The organism is Marininema halotolerans, from assembly GCF_900116235.1.
Taxonomy (GTDB): Bacteria; Bacillota; Bacilli; order Thermoactinomycetales; family DSM-45169; genus Marininema; species Marininema halotolerans.
On the sequence record NZ_FPAA01000003.1, the window covers coordinates 113,126 to 131,862 of the forward strand.

At 45.6% G+C, this 18,737-nt stretch carries 18 protein-coding genes; 17 read left to right on the plus strand and 1 reads right to left on the minus strand.

Features of this window, described 5'->3' with window-relative positions; translation table 11 throughout:
- Positions 1–75: 75 nt before the first annotated feature.
- The 11 genes from CHX35_RS04840 (at position 76) to spoVM (ending at position 11,229) form a co-directional block, all read left to right on the plus strand.
- Entirely contained in the window at positions 76–1,668 is a 1,593-nt protein-coding gene (locus CHX35_RS04840; protein WP_245838645.1) for a spore germination protein, read from the plus strand.
- A complete protein-coding gene (locus CHX35_RS04845; RefSeq protein ID WP_091834766.1) occupies positions 1,649–2,815 on the plus strand; it encodes a GerAB/ArcD/ProY family transporter in 1,167 nt (388 codons plus the stop codon). Before CHX35_RS04840 ends, CHX35_RS04845 begins: the two co-directional genes overlap by 20 nt.
- Positions 2,793–3,917, plus strand: coding sequence for a Ger(x)C family spore germination protein (locus tag CHX35_RS04850; protein ID WP_091834770.1), 1,125 nt, complete (start codon positions 2,793–2,795; stop codon positions 3,915–3,917). The genes CHX35_RS04845 and CHX35_RS04850 overlap by 23 nt, the downstream gene beginning before the upstream one ends.
- A 263-nt stretch (positions 3,918–4,180) precedes the next feature.
- The gene (gene rlmN / locus CHX35_RS04855) at positions 4,181–5,248 is read left to right on the plus strand and encodes a dual-specificity RNA methyltransferase RlmN (protein ID WP_091834773.1); all 1,068 of its coding nucleotides are present in this window, start codon (positions 4,181–4,183) and stop codon (positions 5,246–5,248) included.
- Between the two features lie 116 nt (positions 5,249–5,364).
- Complete coding sequence (locus CHX35_RS04860) at positions 5,365–6,117, plus strand: Stp1/IreP family PP2C-type Ser/Thr phosphatase (RefSeq protein WP_091834776.1); 753 nt, start codon at positions 5,365–5,367, stop codon at positions 6,115–6,117.
- Positions 6,118–6,147: 30 nt separating this feature from the next.
- Positions 6,148–7,941: a Stk1 family PASTA domain-containing Ser/Thr kinase gene (gene pknB / locus CHX35_RS04865; RefSeq protein WP_176391892.1), complete on the plus strand. Its 1,794-nt coding sequence runs from the start codon at positions 6,148–6,150 to the stop codon at positions 7,939–7,941.
- A gap of 102 nt (positions 7,942–8,043) precedes the next feature.
- Positions 8,044–8,919 (plus strand): ribosome small subunit-dependent GTPase A, encoded by an 876-nt coding sequence (rsgA, locus tag CHX35_RS04870; protein ID WP_091834782.1) that lies wholly within the window; start codon positions 8,044–8,046, stop codon positions 8,917–8,919.
- Between the two features lie 3 nt (positions 8,920–8,922).
- On the plus strand, positions 8,923–9,600 hold the full coding sequence (gene rpe, locus CHX35_RS04875; RefSeq protein WP_091834785.1) for a ribulose-phosphate 3-epimerase: 678 nt from the start codon (positions 8,923–8,925) through the stop codon (positions 9,598–9,600).
- Positions 9,601–9,778: 178 nt separating this feature from the next.
- A complete protein-coding gene (thiT, locus tag CHX35_RS04880; RefSeq protein WP_091834787.1) occupies positions 9,779–10,324 on the plus strand; it encodes an energy-coupled thiamine transporter ThiT in 546 nt (181 codons plus the stop codon).
- Positions 10,324–10,977 (plus strand): thiamine diphosphokinase, encoded by a 654-nt coding sequence (locus CHX35_RS04885; RefSeq protein ID WP_091834790.1) that lies wholly within the window; start codon positions 10,324–10,326, stop codon positions 10,975–10,977. Before thiT ends, CHX35_RS04885 begins: the two co-directional genes overlap by 1 nt.
- A 168-nt stretch (positions 10,978–11,145) precedes the next feature.
- Positions 11,146–11,229, plus strand: coding sequence for a stage V sporulation protein SpoVM (gene spoVM, locus CHX35_RS17230; protein WP_140413559.1), 84 nt, complete (start codon positions 11,146–11,148; stop codon positions 11,227–11,229).
- Between the two features lie 191 nt (positions 11,230–11,420).
- Here spoVM and rpmB read toward each other — a convergent pair whose 3' ends face one another.
- Positions 11,421–11,609, minus strand: coding sequence for a 50S ribosomal protein L28 (gene rpmB, locus CHX35_RS04895; RefSeq protein ID WP_091734595.1), 189 nt, complete (start codon positions 11,607–11,609; stop codon positions 11,421–11,423).
- 275 nt (positions 11,610–11,884) lie between these two features.
- On the opposite strand from rpmB, the gene CHX35_RS04900 reads away from it, so the two are divergent.
- The 6 genes from CHX35_RS04900 to recG all read left to right on the plus strand — a co-directional run bounded on the left by CHX35_RS04900 (position 11,885) and on the right by recG (position 18,693).
- Complete coding sequence (locus CHX35_RS04900; protein WP_091834796.1) at positions 11,885–12,250, plus strand: Asp23/Gls24 family envelope stress response protein; 366 nt, start codon at positions 11,885–11,887, stop codon at positions 12,248–12,250.
- 9 nt (positions 12,251–12,259) lie between these two features.
- Entirely contained in the window at positions 12,260–13,957 is a 1,698-nt protein-coding gene (locus CHX35_RS04905; protein ID WP_425435299.1) for a DAK2 domain-containing protein, read from the plus strand.
- An 18-nt stretch (positions 13,958–13,975) separates the two neighbouring features.
- Positions 13,976–14,836, plus strand: coding sequence for a DegV family protein (locus CHX35_RS04910; RefSeq protein ID WP_091834799.1), 861 nt, complete (start codon positions 13,976–13,978; stop codon positions 14,834–14,836).
- A 57-nt stretch (positions 14,837–14,893) separates the two neighbouring features.
- A complete protein-coding gene (gene sdaAB, locus CHX35_RS04915) occupies positions 14,894–15,556 on the plus strand; it encodes an L-serine ammonia-lyase, iron-sulfur-dependent subunit beta (RefSeq protein ID WP_091834802.1) in 663 nt (220 codons plus the stop codon).
- Between the two features lie 197 nt (positions 15,557–15,753).
- Positions 15,754–16,641, plus strand: a complete 888-nt coding sequence (sdaAA, locus tag CHX35_RS04920; protein ID WP_091834806.1) for an L-serine ammonia-lyase, iron-sulfur-dependent, subunit alpha — start codon at positions 15,754–15,756, stop codon at positions 16,639–16,641.
- A 3-nt stretch (positions 16,642–16,644) separates the two neighbouring features.
- A complete protein-coding gene (gene recG, locus CHX35_RS04925) occupies positions 16,645–18,693 on the plus strand; it encodes an ATP-dependent DNA helicase RecG (RefSeq protein ID WP_091834809.1) in 2,049 nt (682 codons plus the stop codon).
- Positions 18,694–18,737 lie beyond the last annotated feature (44 nt).

The window sequence follows — 18,737 nt, forward strand, 5'->3', positions numbered from 1 at the left end:
ATTTTTTAGGAAAAAAGAAGGGAGACAGTATGCTTTCTTGTCAATCAGGGGAGTGTAAGATTGTGGTGATGAATCGTGAGAAAACGGATACGTAGACGGCGAGAAAGCCGTAAACAAAACATCCTCCAAAAAAATGCAGAACAAAAACAAAAAGCACATGCCAAAGGGGCTTCCATATCCTCTGATATTGAACCCAATTTGGTCTATTTTGAAACCTTGTTAGGTAAGGAAAGAAGTAGTGATTTAAACGTGCGTCGTTTTACCATTCAATATACGACGGAGCGTAAAGCAGGGCTGATTTATATGGATGGGTTAAGTTTTTGTCCTGGAATTGATGAGTTCTTATTAGAACCTTTGATGTTGATGGGAAGGACCTTGGATGTAAAGAAAGATTTGATGGAATCGGTGATGAATAGCCTCCTGCAACATGGTGAAGTAAAACCGACGGATAACATGGAGAAATTGGTTGACTCGCTATTGTCAGGGGATGTTCTCGTATTTGTGGATGGATATCCAGAAGGCATTGTTGTTGGATTGAAAGGTGCATTACGTAGAGGGGTTGGTGAACCACGCGCAGAGGCAGTCGTACGTGGTTCGCGTGAAGGGTTTGTCGAGGCGATGCGTATCAATACGGCTTTGGTTCGTTGGCGACTACGGGATCCTGATCTACGGATGGTAGGGTTGACAGTGGGAAAGCGAACCAAAACCCCTGCCACTCTGGCTTATATTGAGGGGGTTGCCGACCCGAATCTTGTGCTAGAAGTAGAGAAACGGATTCAAGCGATTAAGATTGATGGGATTTTAGAAAGTGGTTATATCGAGGAAATGATTCAAGATAATAAATGGTCGGTTTTTCCTGTTATCCAAAACACAGAGCGTCCGGATTCGGTGGTGGCTCACCTATTGGAGGGAAAAGTAGCCATTATTGTGGAGGGGACCCCGAATGCTTTGATTGCTCCTGCGGTCTTTACTCAATTTTACTATAGCCCAGATGATTATTACGACCGTTATTTGATCGCTACATTCATGCGCTTTATTCGCTTAATTAGCTTTTTGATTTCGTTATCGTTACCCGCACTTTACATTGCATTTATTTCCTTTCACCCAGAAATGATTCCACCTAAGCTATCTTTAGCAGCAGCTGCTGGACGAGCGACAGTACCTTTTCCATCAATCGTCGAAGCGCTGTTAATGGAGTTAAGTGTGGAGATCTTAAGGGAAGCCAGTATCCGTTTGCCCGGTCCCATCGGGCCAACCATTGGGATCGTTGGTGCGTTAGTCATCGGGGATGCGGCTGTCAGTGCGGGGTTGGTCTCTCCTCTTATGGTGATCGTTGTGGGTTTAACCACGATTAGTTCCTATGCAACTCCCAGCTATAGTGCGGCCATTTCGGTTCGGTTGTTACGTTTTCCAATGATGATTGTTGCAGGGATTTTTGGTTTATACGGGGTGGTGATGCTTTATTTACTGATCCTCCTCCATTTAATTAAATTGCGATCCTTTGATGTTCCATATTTGGCACCCTATACCCCGCTTCGTTTGTCGGATCTTAAGGATAGTTTAATTCGTGTTCCTTGGCCCTATATGAACCAACGTCCTGCTATCTTTCGAACCTCTAACATACAGCGTGAAGAGGATGTGAAATCCGATGGGCAACAACAACAATGATCCTGGCACCGAGGGTACCATTTCGAATTATCAAGTGCATACCTTACTCTTCTCCGCTTTGGTCGGAGTCAGTGTGCTGATGATGCCGCGAAATATTGTGATTGCAAGCCGGACCGATAGTGAGTGGGTCATCTTTATCAGTGGGTTTATCGTCTTGCTATTTGTATGGTTAATTGGTGCTTTGATGAAGAAGTTCCCCCGGCAAAATATTATTCAATTTGCCCAAAGTATGGTGGGGAAAAAGAATCAACGGATCATGGCAAGGATCCTCACTCTACCCTTTGCACTTGCCTTGGCAGGGTTGTGGTTGTGGATGGCGTCGATTGTTACCCGATCCTTTGGTGAAGTGCTGGTTTCCTTTGTGCTACCACAAACCCCGATTGGTGTCTTGATGTTTTCAATAATATTTGTGGCTGCCATCGTGGTGAGCAACCCATTAGTGATCATCGTTCGGATGACTGAATTCTTACTCCCCTTTATTTATATCACGTTGCCGTTGTTGGTGGCTGGGTTGTTGCAAGAAGGAAGCGCACTCAACTTATTACCGTTGTTTCAGGCCGATTGGAAAGAAGTCGCAAACGGTGTCTTTAGTTCATTGCTCTCCTACTCAGGGTTTAGCATCTTGTTTATCTATATGGCTTTTTATCAACAACCAGAAAAGTCGATGCGTACCCATACCATCACAATCATGGTGTGTACTCTATTTTTTTGGTTTGCCATTGTCACTTCCATCGGTGCCTTTGGATCGGCGGAGATCTTTCACCTCCTCTATCCGCCATTAGAACTGGTTAAAGTAACATCCTTTCCAGGTCAAGTGCTCGATCGTTTAGAATCCTTATTTATTGCCATTTGGATGTTGGCGGTATTTACAACCATTATCCTGTTTTTCGGTAGCACGGTTGAAGTCGTAATGAGTTATGTACCCTTTAAAGAAAAGAGACGAGGGTGGGTCACCTTCCTTTTAGCACCGATTTTTTATATCCTTGCGCAATATCCCTCGAACCTTCAGGAGTTAGCGCTGTGGTCCCAGTGGGCTGGAATAGCCGAGATTATTATCACGTTGCTTTTTGTGGCGATATTTTTTATTGTCTGGGCGGTGCGGGAGAGAAAGAAGGGGGAAGACAATGCGACGACGTCACCTTCTTAGGATGCTGCCAATCATATTGATCTGCTTAACCTTGGGAGGCTGTTGGGATTCGCGGGAGATTGAAGACCGCGTATCGGTCATAGCAACAGCGATTGACGAAAAGGATAAAGAGATTGTTCTTAACGTACAAGTACCCATCCCTAAAAACGTAGCCGGATCAGGGAGTCAGGGTGGTGGGGGTGGCAAACCTGTGCAAACCTTTACAGGTCAAGGGATGACGATTTCGGATGCCATTGATGACATTCACTATAAAGCAAATCAACGTGTGTTCTTCGGTAATAATCGCCTGCTGATTATTGGAGAATCATTGGCTAAGAGAGGATTATCAGGCGTATTAGATGCTTTAGGACGAAATCCAGAATTTCGCCGGCGAGAGTTTATTGTTGTTGCGAAGGGAAGAGCTGCTGATTTTATAAAAGCAAAACCAGATCTTGAACAAGTCCCTACTGAGTATGTATTGACGATGCTTCAAAATGGGATTCGTGATGGATTATATATTCAAGAAGGGTTAAATGATTTTTATATTGATCTGACTAACCCAGGGAATCAACCGGTGCTAAATTATATGAGTGTGAAGGGGAAAGATGTAAAATGGTCAGGGATTGCTGTTTTTAAGCAGACTCAAATGAAAGGCATCCTTAATCGAGCAGAAAGCCGATCCGTTCTACAAATCCGTGGTAGGGAGCGAGGAGAAGATATCGATACAGAATGTATTGAAAAGCCAGGGATGATTTCTTTTCGCCCCCGCGAGGTGAAGCGTAAGGTTCGGATTGATAAACGAAAAGGTCATGTTGTCTTTCACATTACCTTGACGGTAAAGGGAGCCATTATTGAAAAAACATGTGATGTAAATGTTGATAACAAAAAGACCTTGGAGGAATTGTCCCATCGCATTGCAAGCAAGTATGAAGAAGGTGCGAGACAAACACTGAAAAAAGTGCAAGGGGTTTTTCGTTCCGACAGTTATCGATTAGGGAATCAAGTACGGGCTTTTCATCCTTCTTGGTGGAAAAACATGAATTGGGGCGATGACTTTGCAAAATCAGAGATATCAATTGATTATAAAGTAATTATTCTTCGTTCAGGGATGAAATCGGGATAAAGTGAACATGTATGACAAAAAAGGTAACCTTAAGGTTACCTTTTTTGTCGCGTCGTATAAAATTCATGGGAAAAGCATAGATTGAGAGAGGACAGGCATGAGATATCAGTAAAATGTGCAGGAATAGGATGATGTTGATGGATACGTGATGAAAAGGGGAAAACGCCCTGTATAGAGCCCTTTTCATTCCGGACACGGACTGATATAATGAGTAAAGTTTTGAGGAATGATTGTATTTTATTTATGCTGGGAGTTTTCTTGTTATGAAGCCTTCTGTATACGACCGTACTCATGAGGAATGGGTAACGTGGATGAAAGAAATGGGAGAGCCTGCTTTTCGAGCTGACCAAGTGATGGATTGGCTCTATAAAAAAAGAGTGGACTCCTTCGATGAAATGAGTAACCTTTCCAAGCGAGTGCGGGAGAGTCTGCATGAGGCATTTCGCTTAGATCCCCTAGAAACTCTTACTGTTCAGGAATCCCGTGATGGGACAGTAAAATTCTTATTTCAATTGCATGATCATCATGCGATTGAAACAGTGATTATGCAACATAATTACGGGAATAGCGTTTGTGTAACAACGCAAGTCGGTTGTCGAGTGGGTTGTACTTTTTGCGCCTCTACTTTGGGTGGTCTAAAAAGGGATCTGACTACGGGTGAGGTGGTAGCTCAGGTTTTGGCAGCACAAAAATATTTAGACCGCAAGGGTGGTAGTCGGGTAAACTCGGTTGTTATCATGGGGATCGGTGAACCCTTTGAAAATTACGATGCAACCCTTTCTTTTATTCGCGTAATTAATGACACCCACGGTTTAAATATTGGTCAACGACATATTACGGTTTCAACGAGTGGGATTGTTCCTTCAATTTATAAGTTTGCGGATGAAGGACTGCAGGTCGTATTAGCTATCTCCTTGCACGCTCCCAATCAAGAGCTTCGCAGAAAGTTAATGCCTGTCAGTCGGCGTTATCCACTGGAGGAGCTGTTGGAGGCCTGTCAAACCTACTCGGAAAAAACAGGGAGAAGACTTACTTACGAATATGCTTTGATCGGTGGTAAAAACGATCAAGATGAGCATGCCCATGAATTGGGTCAACTGTTAGTAGGTAGTGGGGCTCTTGTTAATTTAATTCCGGTTAACTTTGTACCCGAGCGAAACTACACGCGAACATCTCGTAACCAGATCTTCCGGTTTCAGAAGATCGTTGAATCCTACAAGGTGAATGCAACGATCCGTCGCGAGCATGGTAGTGATATTGATGCCGCCTGTGGTCAGCTTCGCGCGAAGCATATGGATGAGGAAGAGAAAAACGTACCAACTGATTCGTAAAGGAGAACATGGGAAGAGAATGACTCTGTTCTCCAAAATTTAAAGGGCAAGTAAGACTACTTCCTCTCTTCGTAAGTAGCGGTTCCACCGTATAGGTAGGGAAAGGAGTCACCGGAATGGAAAAAGCATGGCATACTCATAATGGACGTGTGCGTGATCATAATGAGGATAGTGTGGGTTTGTTTCAATCGGAGGATGGTGTTCCTGTTGCTGTAATCGCTGATGGTATGGGCGGTCACCAAGCCGGTGATATCGCGAGTCAATCGGTTGTTCGTGTGATCAAGGAGGAACTTCGTACCCTTAAACGAGAGATGGATACTGATAAACGTAGCAAATTAACCAAGAAGGCGGTTGCGAAAGCCAACCGCGAAGTTTATGAGATGTCCTCTAAAAACAACCAATTGAAGGGGATGGGGACCACTACAATTACTGCAGTATTAGGCGATGATGAGATTGTGCTCGCACATATTGGAGACAGCCGCGCTTATCTTCTGCATGATGATGGTCTCTATCAACTAACAGAGGATCATTCCCTAGTGAATGTATTAAAAAAACACGGTGAGATTACAGAAGAAGAAGCAAAGGTTCACCCCCAGCGGAATGTGATTGTCCGTGCAGTCGGTACCAATGAAGAGGTAGAGACCGATATGATTATCACCCCTTGGTATAAGGGGGATATATTAATGATTTGCTCCGATGGCCTCTCCAATATGGTAGAAGTCGATGAAATGGGGACTGTGCTGACCGCTAATCTTCCTCTATCGAAGCAGGCAGATCTCTTGCTAGAACGGGCATTAGACGCTGGAGGAACTGATAATATTTCGATCATCCTAATTAAACACGACGGATCTATTCATTCGAGCAACTAAAACTGAACGGGAGGGTGAGGTGAAATATCCGTGGAAGGCAGAAAGTTAGGCGGCCGGTATGAGATCCTTAGCCGTGTAGGTGGCGGCGGTATGGCCGTGGTATATAAGGCACGCGATGTGTTATTGAACCGCTATGTTGCCATTAAAGTGCTGAATGAGAGTCTCTCTAATGATTCAGAATTTGTGCGAAGGTTTAGTCGTGAGGCCCAAGCGGCGGCTAGTTTGTCACATCCCAATGTAGTGGGTGTTTATGATGTCGGACAAGAAAATCATACCCACTATATCGTCATGGAATACATTGAAGGTCCTACTTTGAAAGAATATATCCAGCAGTATAGCCCACTCACCACAGAAGAGATTGTCTCAATTGCCTCTCAAATCTGTGATGCGTTAGCCCACGCCCATGAAAATGAGATTGTGCATCGGGATGTAAAACCGCATAATATTCTCTTAGGCTATAACGGCCGAGCAAAAGTAACGGATTTTGGGATCGCTCGGGCAACGAGTTCTTCAACGATTACGCAAGCCGGTTCCGTAATGGGATCCGTTCATTATTTTTCTCCAGAACAAGCACGTGGGAGTATGATTAGTGCAAAATCCGATATTTATTCCCTTGGCGTTGTTCTTTATGAAATGGTGACGGGTGAGTTACCTTTTGATGGTGATTCTGCCATCTCTATTGCAATGAAGCATTTACAGGAACCCGCCATCGACCCATCCCAATTAAATCCCAACATCCCTACTCAAATTCGGGATATCATTCTGAAAGCATTGGCGAAGAATCCAGATGATCGATACCCTACCGTACGTGCCATGAAGCAAGATATCGACTCGGTTCTTCACACAGGAAGCATGATCAATGAACCACGGTTGCGAACCGGGGATGAAGAGGATATGCCGACGAAACCGATTCATGCAGTAAATAATGGGATGGGTGCTGCTTCAAAACCCGACGCAGCAACGCAGCGTTCTCAGGTGGGGCAGGATACCATGGCCAACTTGGAACGACTCCGTAACGTTCCTGCGGATAAAGATAAAACGGTATTGGAACGAACGGTAGTGTGGTTGGAAAATGTTCAAACGAATATGCCCTGGTGGCAAAAGGTCCTCTTTGCTCTTTTTACTTTCGTTGTGATCATTTGTTTGACTGTATTTGGCTTTAATGCTGTTTGGGGTATTTTTAACCAGGGTGCCGAGGTAGAGGTGCCTAATTTAAAAGGAAAAACCGTTGCACAAGCAAAAGTGGCATTAGAGGATAAGGATTTAAAGGCAGCAAAGGTTCAATCCGTGTTTAGTTCAGCACCGAAGAATACAGTTGTTGGTCAAAGCATTGATGCGGGCAAACAGATGGAGAAGGGGTCCGAGGTGGACCTCTTCGTCAGTTCCGGCTCAGAAAAAGGAAAGATGATTGGTACCTTGGGGTTAAAGGCCCCTGCTGCGAAACGGAAACTTCGAGAGATGGGCTTTAGCAACATCAAAATCGCTAAAGAAGGGTATGACTCCAAGTACGGAGAGGGCGAAATATATAAGCAAAGCCCAGATAAAGGTGACTCAGTAAAAACGGATGAAGAGGTTACCTTGTATGTGAATGATAAAAATGGGACAGTAAAGGTTCCTGACTGGATTGGGGAATATCAAAGTAGTTTAGGAGGCAGTGGCCTACGAACCAAATTGATCTTCTGGCCGAAACCTGGCATGTCACGTGGTAAAGTATTTGCTACCGATCCAGCTCCGGGTGAACTTGTTAAACAAGATGGAGTTGTAAAAGTTTGGATTGCGGATACGAAAAAAGGCAGAGATGCCGAACCCCCACCTAAACATTAATCAGGGGACAAGGAATGTCTTCATGATTTATAGACCATCATGTGAACGAGGCGGGAGCCTCGTTTCCTTTCGTTATTTGATATTTCATCGAGGAGGGATGGTATGCCTGAAGGGCGTATTGTAAAGGCGATTAGCGGATTCTATTATGTTCGAATGCCTGATATGGATATTCGCTGTCGTGCACGCGGAGTATTTAAAAAGCGAAAGTGGTCTCCCCTCGTTGGCGATATAGTTACTTTCGAACGAACGGAGAATGGTGAAGGATGGGTGACGGATATTCATCCTCGCAAGACCGAATTAATGCGTCCTCCGATTGCCAATGTGGAGCAGGCGATCGTGGTGGGATCACTAAAACAACCGGAACTAACCCTGGACTTACTCGATCGCTTTTTGGTTCATGCTGAACGGGAAGGCCTCGATATTTTAATTTGCCTTACGAAAGAGGATCTTGTAGAAGATGAAAAACTGATTGATCAAGTGCGGGCCATTTATGACCCAACAGGGTATCCGATTATTACAACCAGTATTGAAAAAAATACAGGAATCGAAGAATTAAAGCGGGAGTTGGCCGGTAAACTTTCTGTGTTTGCAGGTCAGTCAGGCGTCGGTAAATCGTCGTTATTAAATGCAGTGCTCCCACATCTAGCGTTAGCCACTGGAGAAGTGAGTAGAAAGCTGGGACGTGGTCGTCATACCACTCGACAAGTCGAACTGCTGGACCTCCCTGGTGGCGGACAAGTAGCGGATACCCCAGGGTTTAGCCAACTGAGTTTTATGGAGATGGAAGAAACGGAGCTTTCTGCGTGTTTCCCTGAAATGGCACTCAGAGCCCCCCGGTGTAAATTTCGCGGGTGTTTGCATAGGAACGAACCCGGTTGTGCAGTTTTAGAAGCATGTGAGAATGGAGAAATTGATAAGGGACGACACCAGCGATATCTTCAGTTCCTTGAAGAAATTCATGATAATCGGAGGTATTAACGGATGGTTCACATTGCACCTTCTATTCTATCGGCAGATTTTGCCCGTCTTGGAGAAGAAATCAAGGAGGTTGAAGAGGCTGGGGCGGATTGGCTTCATGTGGATGTGATGGATGGGAAATTTGTTCCCAACATTACCATCGGGCCATTAATTGTGAATGCCATTCGCCCCCACACAAAGCTTCCTCTGGATGTTCATTTAATGATTGAAGACCCTGATCGATATATTCCGTCCTTTGCAAAAGCAGGTGCGGATTATATATCCGTTCATATAGAGGCCTGTCCGCATTTGCATCGAACCATCTCCTTAATCAAGGAATCAGGGGTAAAGGCAGGAGTGGTACTCAACCCGGCTACTTCAGCAAATTTAATCGAACCGATTCTAGCGGAGCTGGATTATATCCTATTGATGACCGTAAACCCAGGCTTTGGCGGACAAGCCTTTATTCCAAGTGTTGTGGAAAAGATCGAAACCGTCAATCGGATGCTCAAGGGCCGTGGGCTTCATGGTGTGGAAATTCAAGTGGATGGTGGCGTCGATTCGACAACGGCAGAACAGTGTACTGCAGCTGGAGCGACCAATTTGGTAGCAGGCTCTGCTGTTTTTGGTAAAAGGGATCGTTACAAAGCGATTGCAGCCATTCGTGAAAGCGCTGAAAGAGGGGCAAGCACGCTCCTATGAAGGGTTGTTAGGTACCTTGAAAGATGATGAGATGAATCGATGATTGCTGTTTTTTTGATCAGCAAACGTTCACTTGACCCAGGTAGCGTATCGAGCGAGTAGTAAAGCGGATCGAAGGACTGCGATTGTAATATTCTTTTTTAGATTCGAGAATCTTGTTTGTTTATGGAGGTTGCAGATGAAGAGGGATCGGTTGATTACAATGATGGAGATTGCCATTATGGCTGGGATTGGAGGCGTACTGAGTTACTATGTCGCGTTGCGTTTATGGCCTCAAGGGGGGTCAGCGAGTCTCGCCATGGTTCCCATTGTCATACTTGCTTTCAGGCGGGGCTGGGTGGCTGGCGTGGTCTGTGGTTTACTTGTCGGATTAATTAATTTGATGATAAGTCCTTATATCACGCATCCTATCCAAGTAGTATTAGATTATCCTCTACCTTATGCATTACTCGGACTGGCTGGTTGGTTCCGCCCAGTGGATGAAAAAGGGGCTATCAGCATCAAGCGAATGGGACTCGGCGTGACGATAGCCGGTTTGGCCCGTCTTATCCCCCACTTTATCTCTGGCGTGGTCTGGTTTGGTAGCTATGCTCCAGAGGGTTGGCCTGTTGTACTTTATTCGTTATGTTATAATGCGTCCTATTTGGTGATTGACGTTCTGGTAACCATCATCTTGATGTCATACTTATTAAAGAAAGCGCCTCAATTGGTGGCAAGTCGCTGATGAATAAGCGGGTTGTGATTGTCGTTGGTGGAAAGCTTGACCCTGGAGACCTGGCAAAAATTCAGCATGAAGATTGGGTGATTGGGGTAGATGCTGGGGTTCTTCCTTTATTAGAGACCAAAATGCCTATCCATCTTGCAGTAGGGGATTTCGATACAGCGGGGCAACATGTTGTACAACACTTGTATGAAAAAGGGGTTCCCGTCAAACGGCTGCCAGCAGCAAAAGATGTAACGGATACCTATTATGCAGTTGAGCAAGCCCTCGAGAGAAATCCAAATGAGATCATTTTGCTCGGTGCATTAGGTGGTGCGCGAATGGATCACGCCTTCGCTAATCTGGTGCTATTAGAGAAAATTGAAGCAGCAGGGGTGGAAGGGGTCGTTAGCAATCGAGATAATAAAATCCGGTTGTTAACCGCTGAAAAAGGAGAGATCATTCTTCATAAAGACCGACGTTATCGCTATATCTCACTGCTTGCATTGACGGATCAAGTCGATGGTGTAACGATTAGAGGCTTTGCTTTCCCATTATCCAATGCAAAGCTTACCCGGATGGATTCCGTGGGTATTAGTAACGAACAACGAGAAGAAAAAGCGTCTATCCGGATTCAATCCGGTAAATTGCTAATTATTGAAAGTAGAGACGGTTAATTTACGAATGAACCGTCTCTTTGTGTGGTTGATATAGAGGGGGGTTAAATGGAGAGAGTCGAATTGGGCTGGGATCCTTTGAGGTTCTAGGTACACGCTCCCACTTATAGAATATAAATAAGTGTGGCGGGGAGAGCGCGCTTCGACCAAGATGAAGGAGGGATAGGGGTGAAATTCTACACCATCAAACTCCCAAAGTTACTCGGTGGGATGGTCAAGGCCCTACTGGGCGTATTTAATAAACCAAAATGACCCCCATCCGCCGAATCCTTCGGTCGGGAAACGGACTGATCATTCTTGATCATACTTGATCGTCAATAGAGTTGGCGATCCCCTTCTCCATTCAACCCGGCGAATGGAATAAAAACCCGGCCTAGTAAGAGGCCGGGTTTTGGCGTACCCTATAATGAAACGGCAAAAAGCACCTAGCGGTGCTTCTCCGGTTAAACGCGGGTCACTTTGCCTGATTTCAGGGCTTTTGTACTCACGTATACACGTTTCGGTTTACCATCAACGAGAATGCGTACTTTTTGTACGTTGACGCCCCACTTGCGGCGGTTTTTCCGGTTGGAGTGGCTGACCTTGTTGCCGGTTTTGCCAACTTTGCCGGTGACGAAGCAACGACGTGACATATTCCCCACCTCCTAACATCGGTTGGGAGGATGCGATCCGAGGGCGATCCCGCCCGCTCTCCCGTGCTAATCCAAACCGGTTCTTATGTACCGGTCGGTTTCTCTTGCCAAGAACGGCCCTTGGCGCAAAATACTCACCCATTTTAGCATACGCACAGATCCCTTGCAAGAACGGAGAGGCTTGAGTATGATGGTTGTGGCACTTTTTTTCCTTTATCCGTTATTGTACAATGGGTTTATATGTGTAAGGATTCCATTCCGGGGAGGAACGATTGATGACTTTGGATGTTTCTACCAACTATGGCCAGATCGAAGTATCCAATGATGTAATAGCCACAATTGCTGGAGTGGCAGCGATGGATTGCTACGGGCTGGTTGGGATGGCTTCCCGTAAACAGTTAAAAGACGGCATTGCTGAACTGTTGGGAAGAGAAAACTGGAGTAAAGGCATCGAAGTTCGAAGTGAAAATGAAGAAATGGAAATTGATATGCACATTATTGTTGGCTACGGAACAAAAATTTCAGAAGTCGCTCATAATGTGCAGTCGAAGGTGAAGTACACCCTCGGCCAGATGGTTGGAATTACCGTAAACCGGGTCAATATTTATGTGCAAGGGGTCCGGTTGGTTAGCGAAGAGTAAGGGGGATCTCTGTTGGTACAGCAGATTGATGCAACTCTATTCACAAACATGGTTCGGGCTGGAGCGGAGCGGCTGAACGGGCATGTCGATATGGTAAACGCGCTTAACGTGTTTCCGGTTCCGGATGGTGATACGGGGACAAACATGAATCTTACGTTAACTTCTGGAGCGCAAGAAATCGTACGCAAATCCGCCTCCACCTCCCATGTGGGAGAGTTGGCTGAAGCGCTTTCCAAAGGACTCCTGATGGGTGCCCGGGGAAATTCCGGTGTAATCCTCTCTCAGTTATTCCGTGGGTTTGGCAAAGGTGTCGAAAATAAAGAGATCTTAACGGCACGAGACTTTGCTGAAGGGTTGAAAAAAGGGGTTGAAACCGCCTATAAGGCGGTTATTAAACCAGTAGAAGGTACGGTGTTAACCGTTGCCCGGGAAGCTGCGGAAAAAGGAATAGCGAAAGCGCGTAAGACAGATGATGTGATTGAAGTGATGGAAGCCGTTCTAGAAGAGGCAATAATTTCTTTAAATAAGACGCCAAAACTGTTACCAGTCCTTGCTCAAGCGGGTGTAGTGGATGCAGGTGGACAAGGTCTTGTGACGATTTATGAAGGATTTCTTGGTACGCTCAAGGGAGAAAGTCTCCCCCCTTCACTGTCAGAAGTAGCCTCACCCCAAGCAGTCGAAACCTTGAGCGACATTGCCCATCAAAGTGCTCAATCTCATTTTGATACATCAGAGATTGAACATGGGTATTGTACGGAATTTATTGTTCGATTGGACGCAGAGAAGAGCAAGATTGCTGGGTTTAATGAAGAAAGTTTTCGTGCAGATATGGAGAAATTCGGTGACTCATTGTTGGTAGTGGCTGATGATGATCTAGTGAAGGTTCACGTCCATGCGGAGCACCCAGGCGATACACTTTCCTATGCACAAAAATTTGGTGATTTAACGCGCATCAAGATTGAAAATATGCGTGAACAGCATTCGACAATTTTGGAACAAGGAGGGGGTCATCATCAACAAGCTCCCGTACCTGAAGTTCCGAAAGAGAAAAAACCGTATGGCTTTGTTGCGGTAGCTGCTGGAGATGGCATCGCTGAAATATTTAAGAGCCTTGGTGTGGATGCTGTCATTCAGGGTGGACAAACCATGAATCCTAGCACCCAAGAGATTTTGAAGATGATTGAAGGGTTGCATGCGGAGCATATTTTCATCCTCCCTAATAATAAAAATATTATTTTGACTGCTGAGCAGGTTGTGGAATTGGTCGAAACTCCGATTTCAGTGTTGCCTACACGAACGATCCCACAAGGATTGGCAGCTCTTCTAGCCTTCAATCCAGAGGAGAAGGCAGAGGAGAATTTTGAGCGCATGATGGAGAGTGTGCGTTCCGTTCGATCAGGTGAGGTAACTTTTGCTGTGCGCGATTCACAGTATGATGGTGGCGAAATCCATGAGGGTGATTTTCTTGGGATTCAAGAAGGAAAGATCCATCATGTCGGTAATGATCTACTGAAGACCTCTCGCGAACTATTAGATTCGATGGTTGGGGACGAGGCAGATGTCGTCACGATATTATACGGAAAAGATGCTTCGACTGAACAGGTGAAAGAACTAACCGATTTTCTGGAGGAGCATCATCCCGACATCGAATGTGAAGCACATTACGGAGGGCAGCCACTCTATTACTTCTTGTTCGCTGTCGAGTAGAAACCAGGGGTGTCGAGAATGGCTAACGTGCATGTAATTACCGATAGTACAGCGGATATACCCGATTCTCTTCGTGAAGAGTTAGACATCGGGATGGTCCCATTGAAAGTACATCTTGGCAATCAATCCTTCCTGGATCGTGTAAATATTTATCCCCAAGAATTTTATAAACGTCTGCAAGAGTTAGATGATTTGCCAACCACTTCACAGCCATCTCCGATTGACTTTGTAGAAGCTTTTCGAGAGGCGGTCAGGGAGGAAGATAAAGATATCTTGTCGATTCATTTATCTTCCTCTTTTAGTGGAACCTATCAGGCTGCCGTATTGGCTCAGTCCATGGTGGAAGATGAATTGAAGGTAACGGTCATCGATTCTAAAAAAGCTTCTTTTGCCATTGGCTTAGTGGTTGTCGAAGTAGCTCGAGCAGCAAAAGCAGGGAAAAGCATTGACGAATGCGTGGAATTAGCCCATCAGCTGATTCAAGAACAAGAAGTCTACTTTCTTGTCGATTCCCTGGAGTATTTACAAAAAGGTGGACGCATTGGTAAAGCTTCCGCTGTACTTGGATCGCTTTTGAATATTAAGCCGATCCTCTCACTGAATGAAGAGGGGGTTGTGTACCCCCTGGATAAAGTTCGGGGAAAAAATAAAGCAATGGCAAAGATCCAGGAACTTCTTCGTGAAAAATTCGGAGATCAACCGGTACAAGCAGCTATTCTTTGTACAAATAATGAGGGTGAGGGAGATCAATGGGTTGTAAAGCTCAAGGATCAATTTAACATCCATGAAATTATTCGTGCAGAGATTGGTCCTGTGGTAGGCTCGCATGTTGGACCCGGAACGCTTGCAGTGGCTCTCCAACCCGTCCTCCGAAAGTAAAAGCTTTCTCTCGACGTCCGTTGTCCTGCTTTTGTGATGAATAAGGGAGGGATTTTTGTGAAGTATCGTTCAGTTTTTGATATCATAGGTCCCGTTATGATTGGCCCCTCTAGTTCCCATACGGCAGGAGCGGCACGCATTGGGAGTGCAGCTCGTTCTCTTTTTGGACGCAAACCACAACGTGTGACGATCACCCTCTATGGTTCCTTTGCTAAAACCTATCGGGGGCATGGGACGGATATTGCGATTGTGGGTGGGCTGCTTGGATTTGATACCTTTGATGAACGAATTGTGCAATCCCTGAGAATTGCCCATGACGAAGGTGTGGAAGTCACCTTTATTGAATCCGATGAAACCCCAGATCACCCCAATACGGCTCGCCTTCTATTAGAGGATGAGTTAGGGACGGCAGAGGTTGTAGGGATCTCTATCGGGGGTGGTAAGATGGAGATTGTGGAGTTAAACGGATTTGAGTTGCGTCTTTCAGGAGCAGCGCCTGCGCTTCTCATTATGCATCATGACCGATATGGTGCGATTGCCAAGGTGGCGACGGTATTAGCAGAAAACAAGATTAACGTCGGATATATGCAAGTCTCCCGCAAAGAGCGTGGTACACATCAAGCGCTTATGATCATTGAAACGGATCAGTCCGTTGATAAAAAGGTCCAAGGGGAGATTGAGAAACTGGAGGACATTACGAGTTTAACAGTCCTCTCCTGACGAGAGACTTGTGATAATGTATAAAACCGCCTCCGGCCATTGTTTGGCCGGTTAGGCGGTTTTTTGTTGCGTGGCCTATGTTACAATGATGCTACACGGTCCATTTTCGAGTGAGAGCGAATATTGCCCAATGGAAAGTGTCTTTGAATTGGAGCAATTAAATAGATCCATATCCTATAAAAAAGGAGCCGGTCCAGATGGAGTTTCGTACCATTGCGGAATTGGTCGAACTGGCTGAAACAAAGGAATTACCAATTTCCGAAGTGATGATTCAGAAGGAAATGATCGCCTTTGATCGTTCCCGTGAAGAAGTCGTTAACCAGATGGCAGGTCACCTTGATGTGATGGAAAAAGCGATTGAGCGGGGCTTAAATGAGGAGGGCTTAAAATCACCAAGTGGTCTCTCGGGTGGAGATGCACAAAAGATTCGTGCCCACATTAAAAAAGGTGGGACACTCCTTTCAGGTGCCGATGTACTGGATACTGTTTCGCGATCGATGAGTGTATCAGAAGTAAATGCGTCCATGGGAACCATCATTGCGACACCGACTGCAGGTGCCTGCGGGATTTTACCGGGGTGTGTATTTACAGCTGCAGAACGATTACAAGCGGATCGGGAGGCGATGGTGCGTGCACTCTTTGTAAGTGGTGCGATGGGATATTGTATCGCGAATAATTCATTTATCTCGGGTGCAGCAGGAGGCTGCCAAGCAGAGGTTGGTTCTGCAACAGCAATGACTGCAGCAGCAGTGGTAGAGATGGCGGGAGGGACCCCAGCTCAATCAGCACAAGCCCTTGCTATTGCCCTGAAAAATATGTTGGGGTTGGTTTGTGATCCTGTAGCTGGATTGGTAGAAGCCCCTTGTGTAAAACGAAATGCGATGGGTGGAGCCATTGCAATGGTTGCTGCAGACATGGCGATGGCAGGTATTGAAAGTGTTATTCCCCCAGATGAAGTTGTGGGAGCCATGTTTCGAATTGGCAGGGATATGCCTACAAGTCTAAAGGAAACAGCATTAGGTGGACTGGCAGCGACACCGACTGGGAAGCGCCTTGAAAAGCGGATTTTTGGGAGAGATGCTTGAATAATGGGGGACCTTCAACGAAAGGTAAACGATATCGAGGGAGTAGGGGCGAAGCGAGCAGAAGAGTTGGCTCGCTTAGGAATCCACTCGATCGGTGATCTTCTTGCCCATTATCCCTATCGGTATGATGACTATCGGTTGTCAAAGCCTGCCGAAGCTGTTCATGAAGAAAAAGCGACGTTTCGTGGTGTACTCTATGGTGAAGTGAGCAATCGCTGGTATGGAAAAAATAAATCGCGTCTAACCGGTCGCTTGGAAGTAGAGGGTGTGTTTATCCAGGTGATTTGGTTTAATCAGGCCTTTCTCAAAACAAAATTAATCCCTGGAAAACCGATTGTGGTTTCTGGAAAGTGGGATGCTCACCGTCTACAATTGACAGCGGATCGTACAATGATCAGCCCTGACGAACAAGAACAACAAGTTGGCCGATTAGAACCGGTATACTCTGTAACGGAAGGATTATCGGTTTCATGGCTACGAAAAACAATCTACCGTGCCTTTGTTCAATTTGGAAAAGCAATTGAGGAAATTCTTCCTCATGAATTATTGAAGGAGTATCGCTTAATGCCAAGAAGCAAAGCGATGTACTTACTCCATTTTCCAAAGGGTAAGGAAGAAGGTAGGCAGGCAAGGCGACGGATGGTCTATGAAGAACTGTTCTTGTACGAATTAAAATTGTTATGGCATCGCCGTCGACAAAAGCAGGAAGAACAGGGGATTGTTCGCTCCTTTGATCGAGAAAAGCTTCAATCATTTATCGATCAATTGCCCTTTCCATTAACCATTGCACAGGAGCGAGTGGTACAGGAAATTTTAACGGATTTTTCTAGCCATGAGCGAATGAATCGTCTGCTTCAGGGAGATGTGGGTTCCGGAAAAACAGTGGTAGCTGCGATCTGCCTCTATGCAAATTATTTGGCAGGATTTCAAGGAGCGATGATGGTACCCACAGAAATTCTTGCGGAGCAACACTTCCGTTCCCTTGAACCATTACTAGGAGCCGTGGGTGTACGATTGATTTCGCTTACAGGGCGAATGACCGCTAAAGAAAAGCGGGAAGCCCTTGGTCAAGCCCAAATGGGGTTAGCCGATGTCGTGGTAGGGACCCATGCATTAATCCAGGATGGGGTTGAATTTCGTTCCCTCGGGTTTGTGATTACAGATGAACAGCACCGTTTTGGCGTGAAGCAACGTTCTCTTCTCAGGGAAAAAGGTGAGGCCCCTGATGTGTTGTATATGACAGCCACTCCCATCCCACGAACACTGGCGATATCAGCCTATGGCGATATGGACGTCTCGACCATCGATGAACTGCCAGCTGGACGGTTACCCGTGGAGACTTATTGGGTGAAATCAGGGGTATGGGAAAGAGTGGTTGAGTTTATTCGTAAGCAATGTGTGTCCGGGAGACAAGCCTATGTCATTTGCCCCTTAATTGAAGAATCGGAGAAGATGGATCTAGCAAATGCTTACTCTGTTTTTGAATCCATCACGCAGGAGCTTGCCCCGATTCGTGTGGGTCTTCTACATGGAAAGATGCCTTCAGGTGAAAAAGATGAAGTGATGAAAAGTTTTGAGGCCAACGAGGTACAAGTGCTAATTTCCACAACAGTGGTAGAAGTTGGGGTAAATGTACCCAATGCCAGTGTTATGGTGATTTACGATGCGGATCGCTTTGGCTTAGCGCAACTTCATCAATTGCGTGGGCGTGTGGGTAGAGGAGGAGGGGCAGCTACCTGTATTCTTGTGGCAGATCCTCGTTCAGAAACCGGTGTGGAACGAATGAGAGTGATGACTGAGACGACGGATGGATTTGAGATTGCTCGTCGTGATTTGGAATTACGAGGCCCTGGTGATTATTTTGGAGTGAAACAAAGTGGCATACCTGATTTTAAAATCGCGGATTTGATCACGGATTTCAAAGTACTAGAAGTGGCCCGTGCTGATGCGACTCGTTTACTTAACCAGGAGGCTTTTTATGAAGCACCGGCGTACACATGGCTCAGGGGATATCTGGATCGATTTGAAAAGAACCAAGCAAATTTCGATTAATCGGTAGTAATTTTTTTACCCCTTCATATATTGAGATTGTGACC

What these genes read in the sequence shown, in the direction of transcription:
- CHX35_RS04845 (WP_091834766.1), top strand. Translation starts at nt 1,649, where the DNA reads ATGGGCAACAACAACAATGATCCTGGCACCGAGGGTACCATTTCGAAT.
- CHX35_RS04850 (WP_091834770.1), top strand. Translation starts at nt 2,793, where the DNA reads ATGCGACGACGTCACCTTCTTAGGATGCTGCCAATCATATTGATCTGC.
- rlmN (WP_091834773.1), top strand. Translation starts at nt 4,181, where the DNA reads ATGAAGCCTTCTGTATACGACCGTACTCATGAGGAATGGGTAACGTGG.
- CHX35_RS04860 (WP_091834776.1), top strand. Translation starts at nt 5,365, where the DNA reads ATGGAAAAAGCATGGCATACTCATAATGGACGTGTGCGTGATCATAAT.
- rsgA (WP_091834782.1), top strand. Translation starts at nt 8,044, where the DNA reads ATGCCTGAAGGGCGTATTGTAAAGGCGATTAGCGGATTCTATTATGTT.
- rpe (WP_091834785.1), top strand. Translation starts at nt 8,923, where the DNA reads ATGGTTCACATTGCACCTTCTATTCTATCGGCAGATTTTGCCCGTCTT.
- thiT (WP_091834787.1), top strand. Translation starts at nt 9,779, where the DNA reads ATGAAGAGGGATCGGTTGATTACAATGATGGAGATTGCCATTATGGCT.
- CHX35_RS04885 (WP_091834790.1), top strand. Translation starts at nt 10,324, where the DNA reads ATGAATAAGCGGGTTGTGATTGTCGTTGGTGGAAAGCTTGACCCTGGA.
- rpmB (WP_091734595.1), bottom strand. Translation starts at nt 11,609, where the DNA reads ATGTCACGTCGTTGCTTCGTCACCGGCAAAGTTGGCAAAACCGGCAAC.
- CHX35_RS04900 (WP_091834796.1), top strand. Translation starts at nt 11,885, where the DNA reads ATGACTTTGGATGTTTCTACCAACTATGGCCAGATCGAAGTATCCAAT.
- CHX35_RS04910 (WP_091834799.1), top strand. Translation starts at nt 13,976, where the DNA reads ATGGCTAACGTGCATGTAATTACCGATAGTACAGCGGATATACCCGAT.
- sdaAA (WP_091834806.1), top strand. Translation starts at nt 15,754, where the DNA reads ATGGAGTTTCGTACCATTGCGGAATTGGTCGAACTGGCTGAAACAAAG.
- recG (WP_091834809.1), top strand. Translation starts at nt 16,645, where the DNA reads ATGGGGGACCTTCAACGAAAGGTAAACGATATCGAGGGAGTAGGGGCG.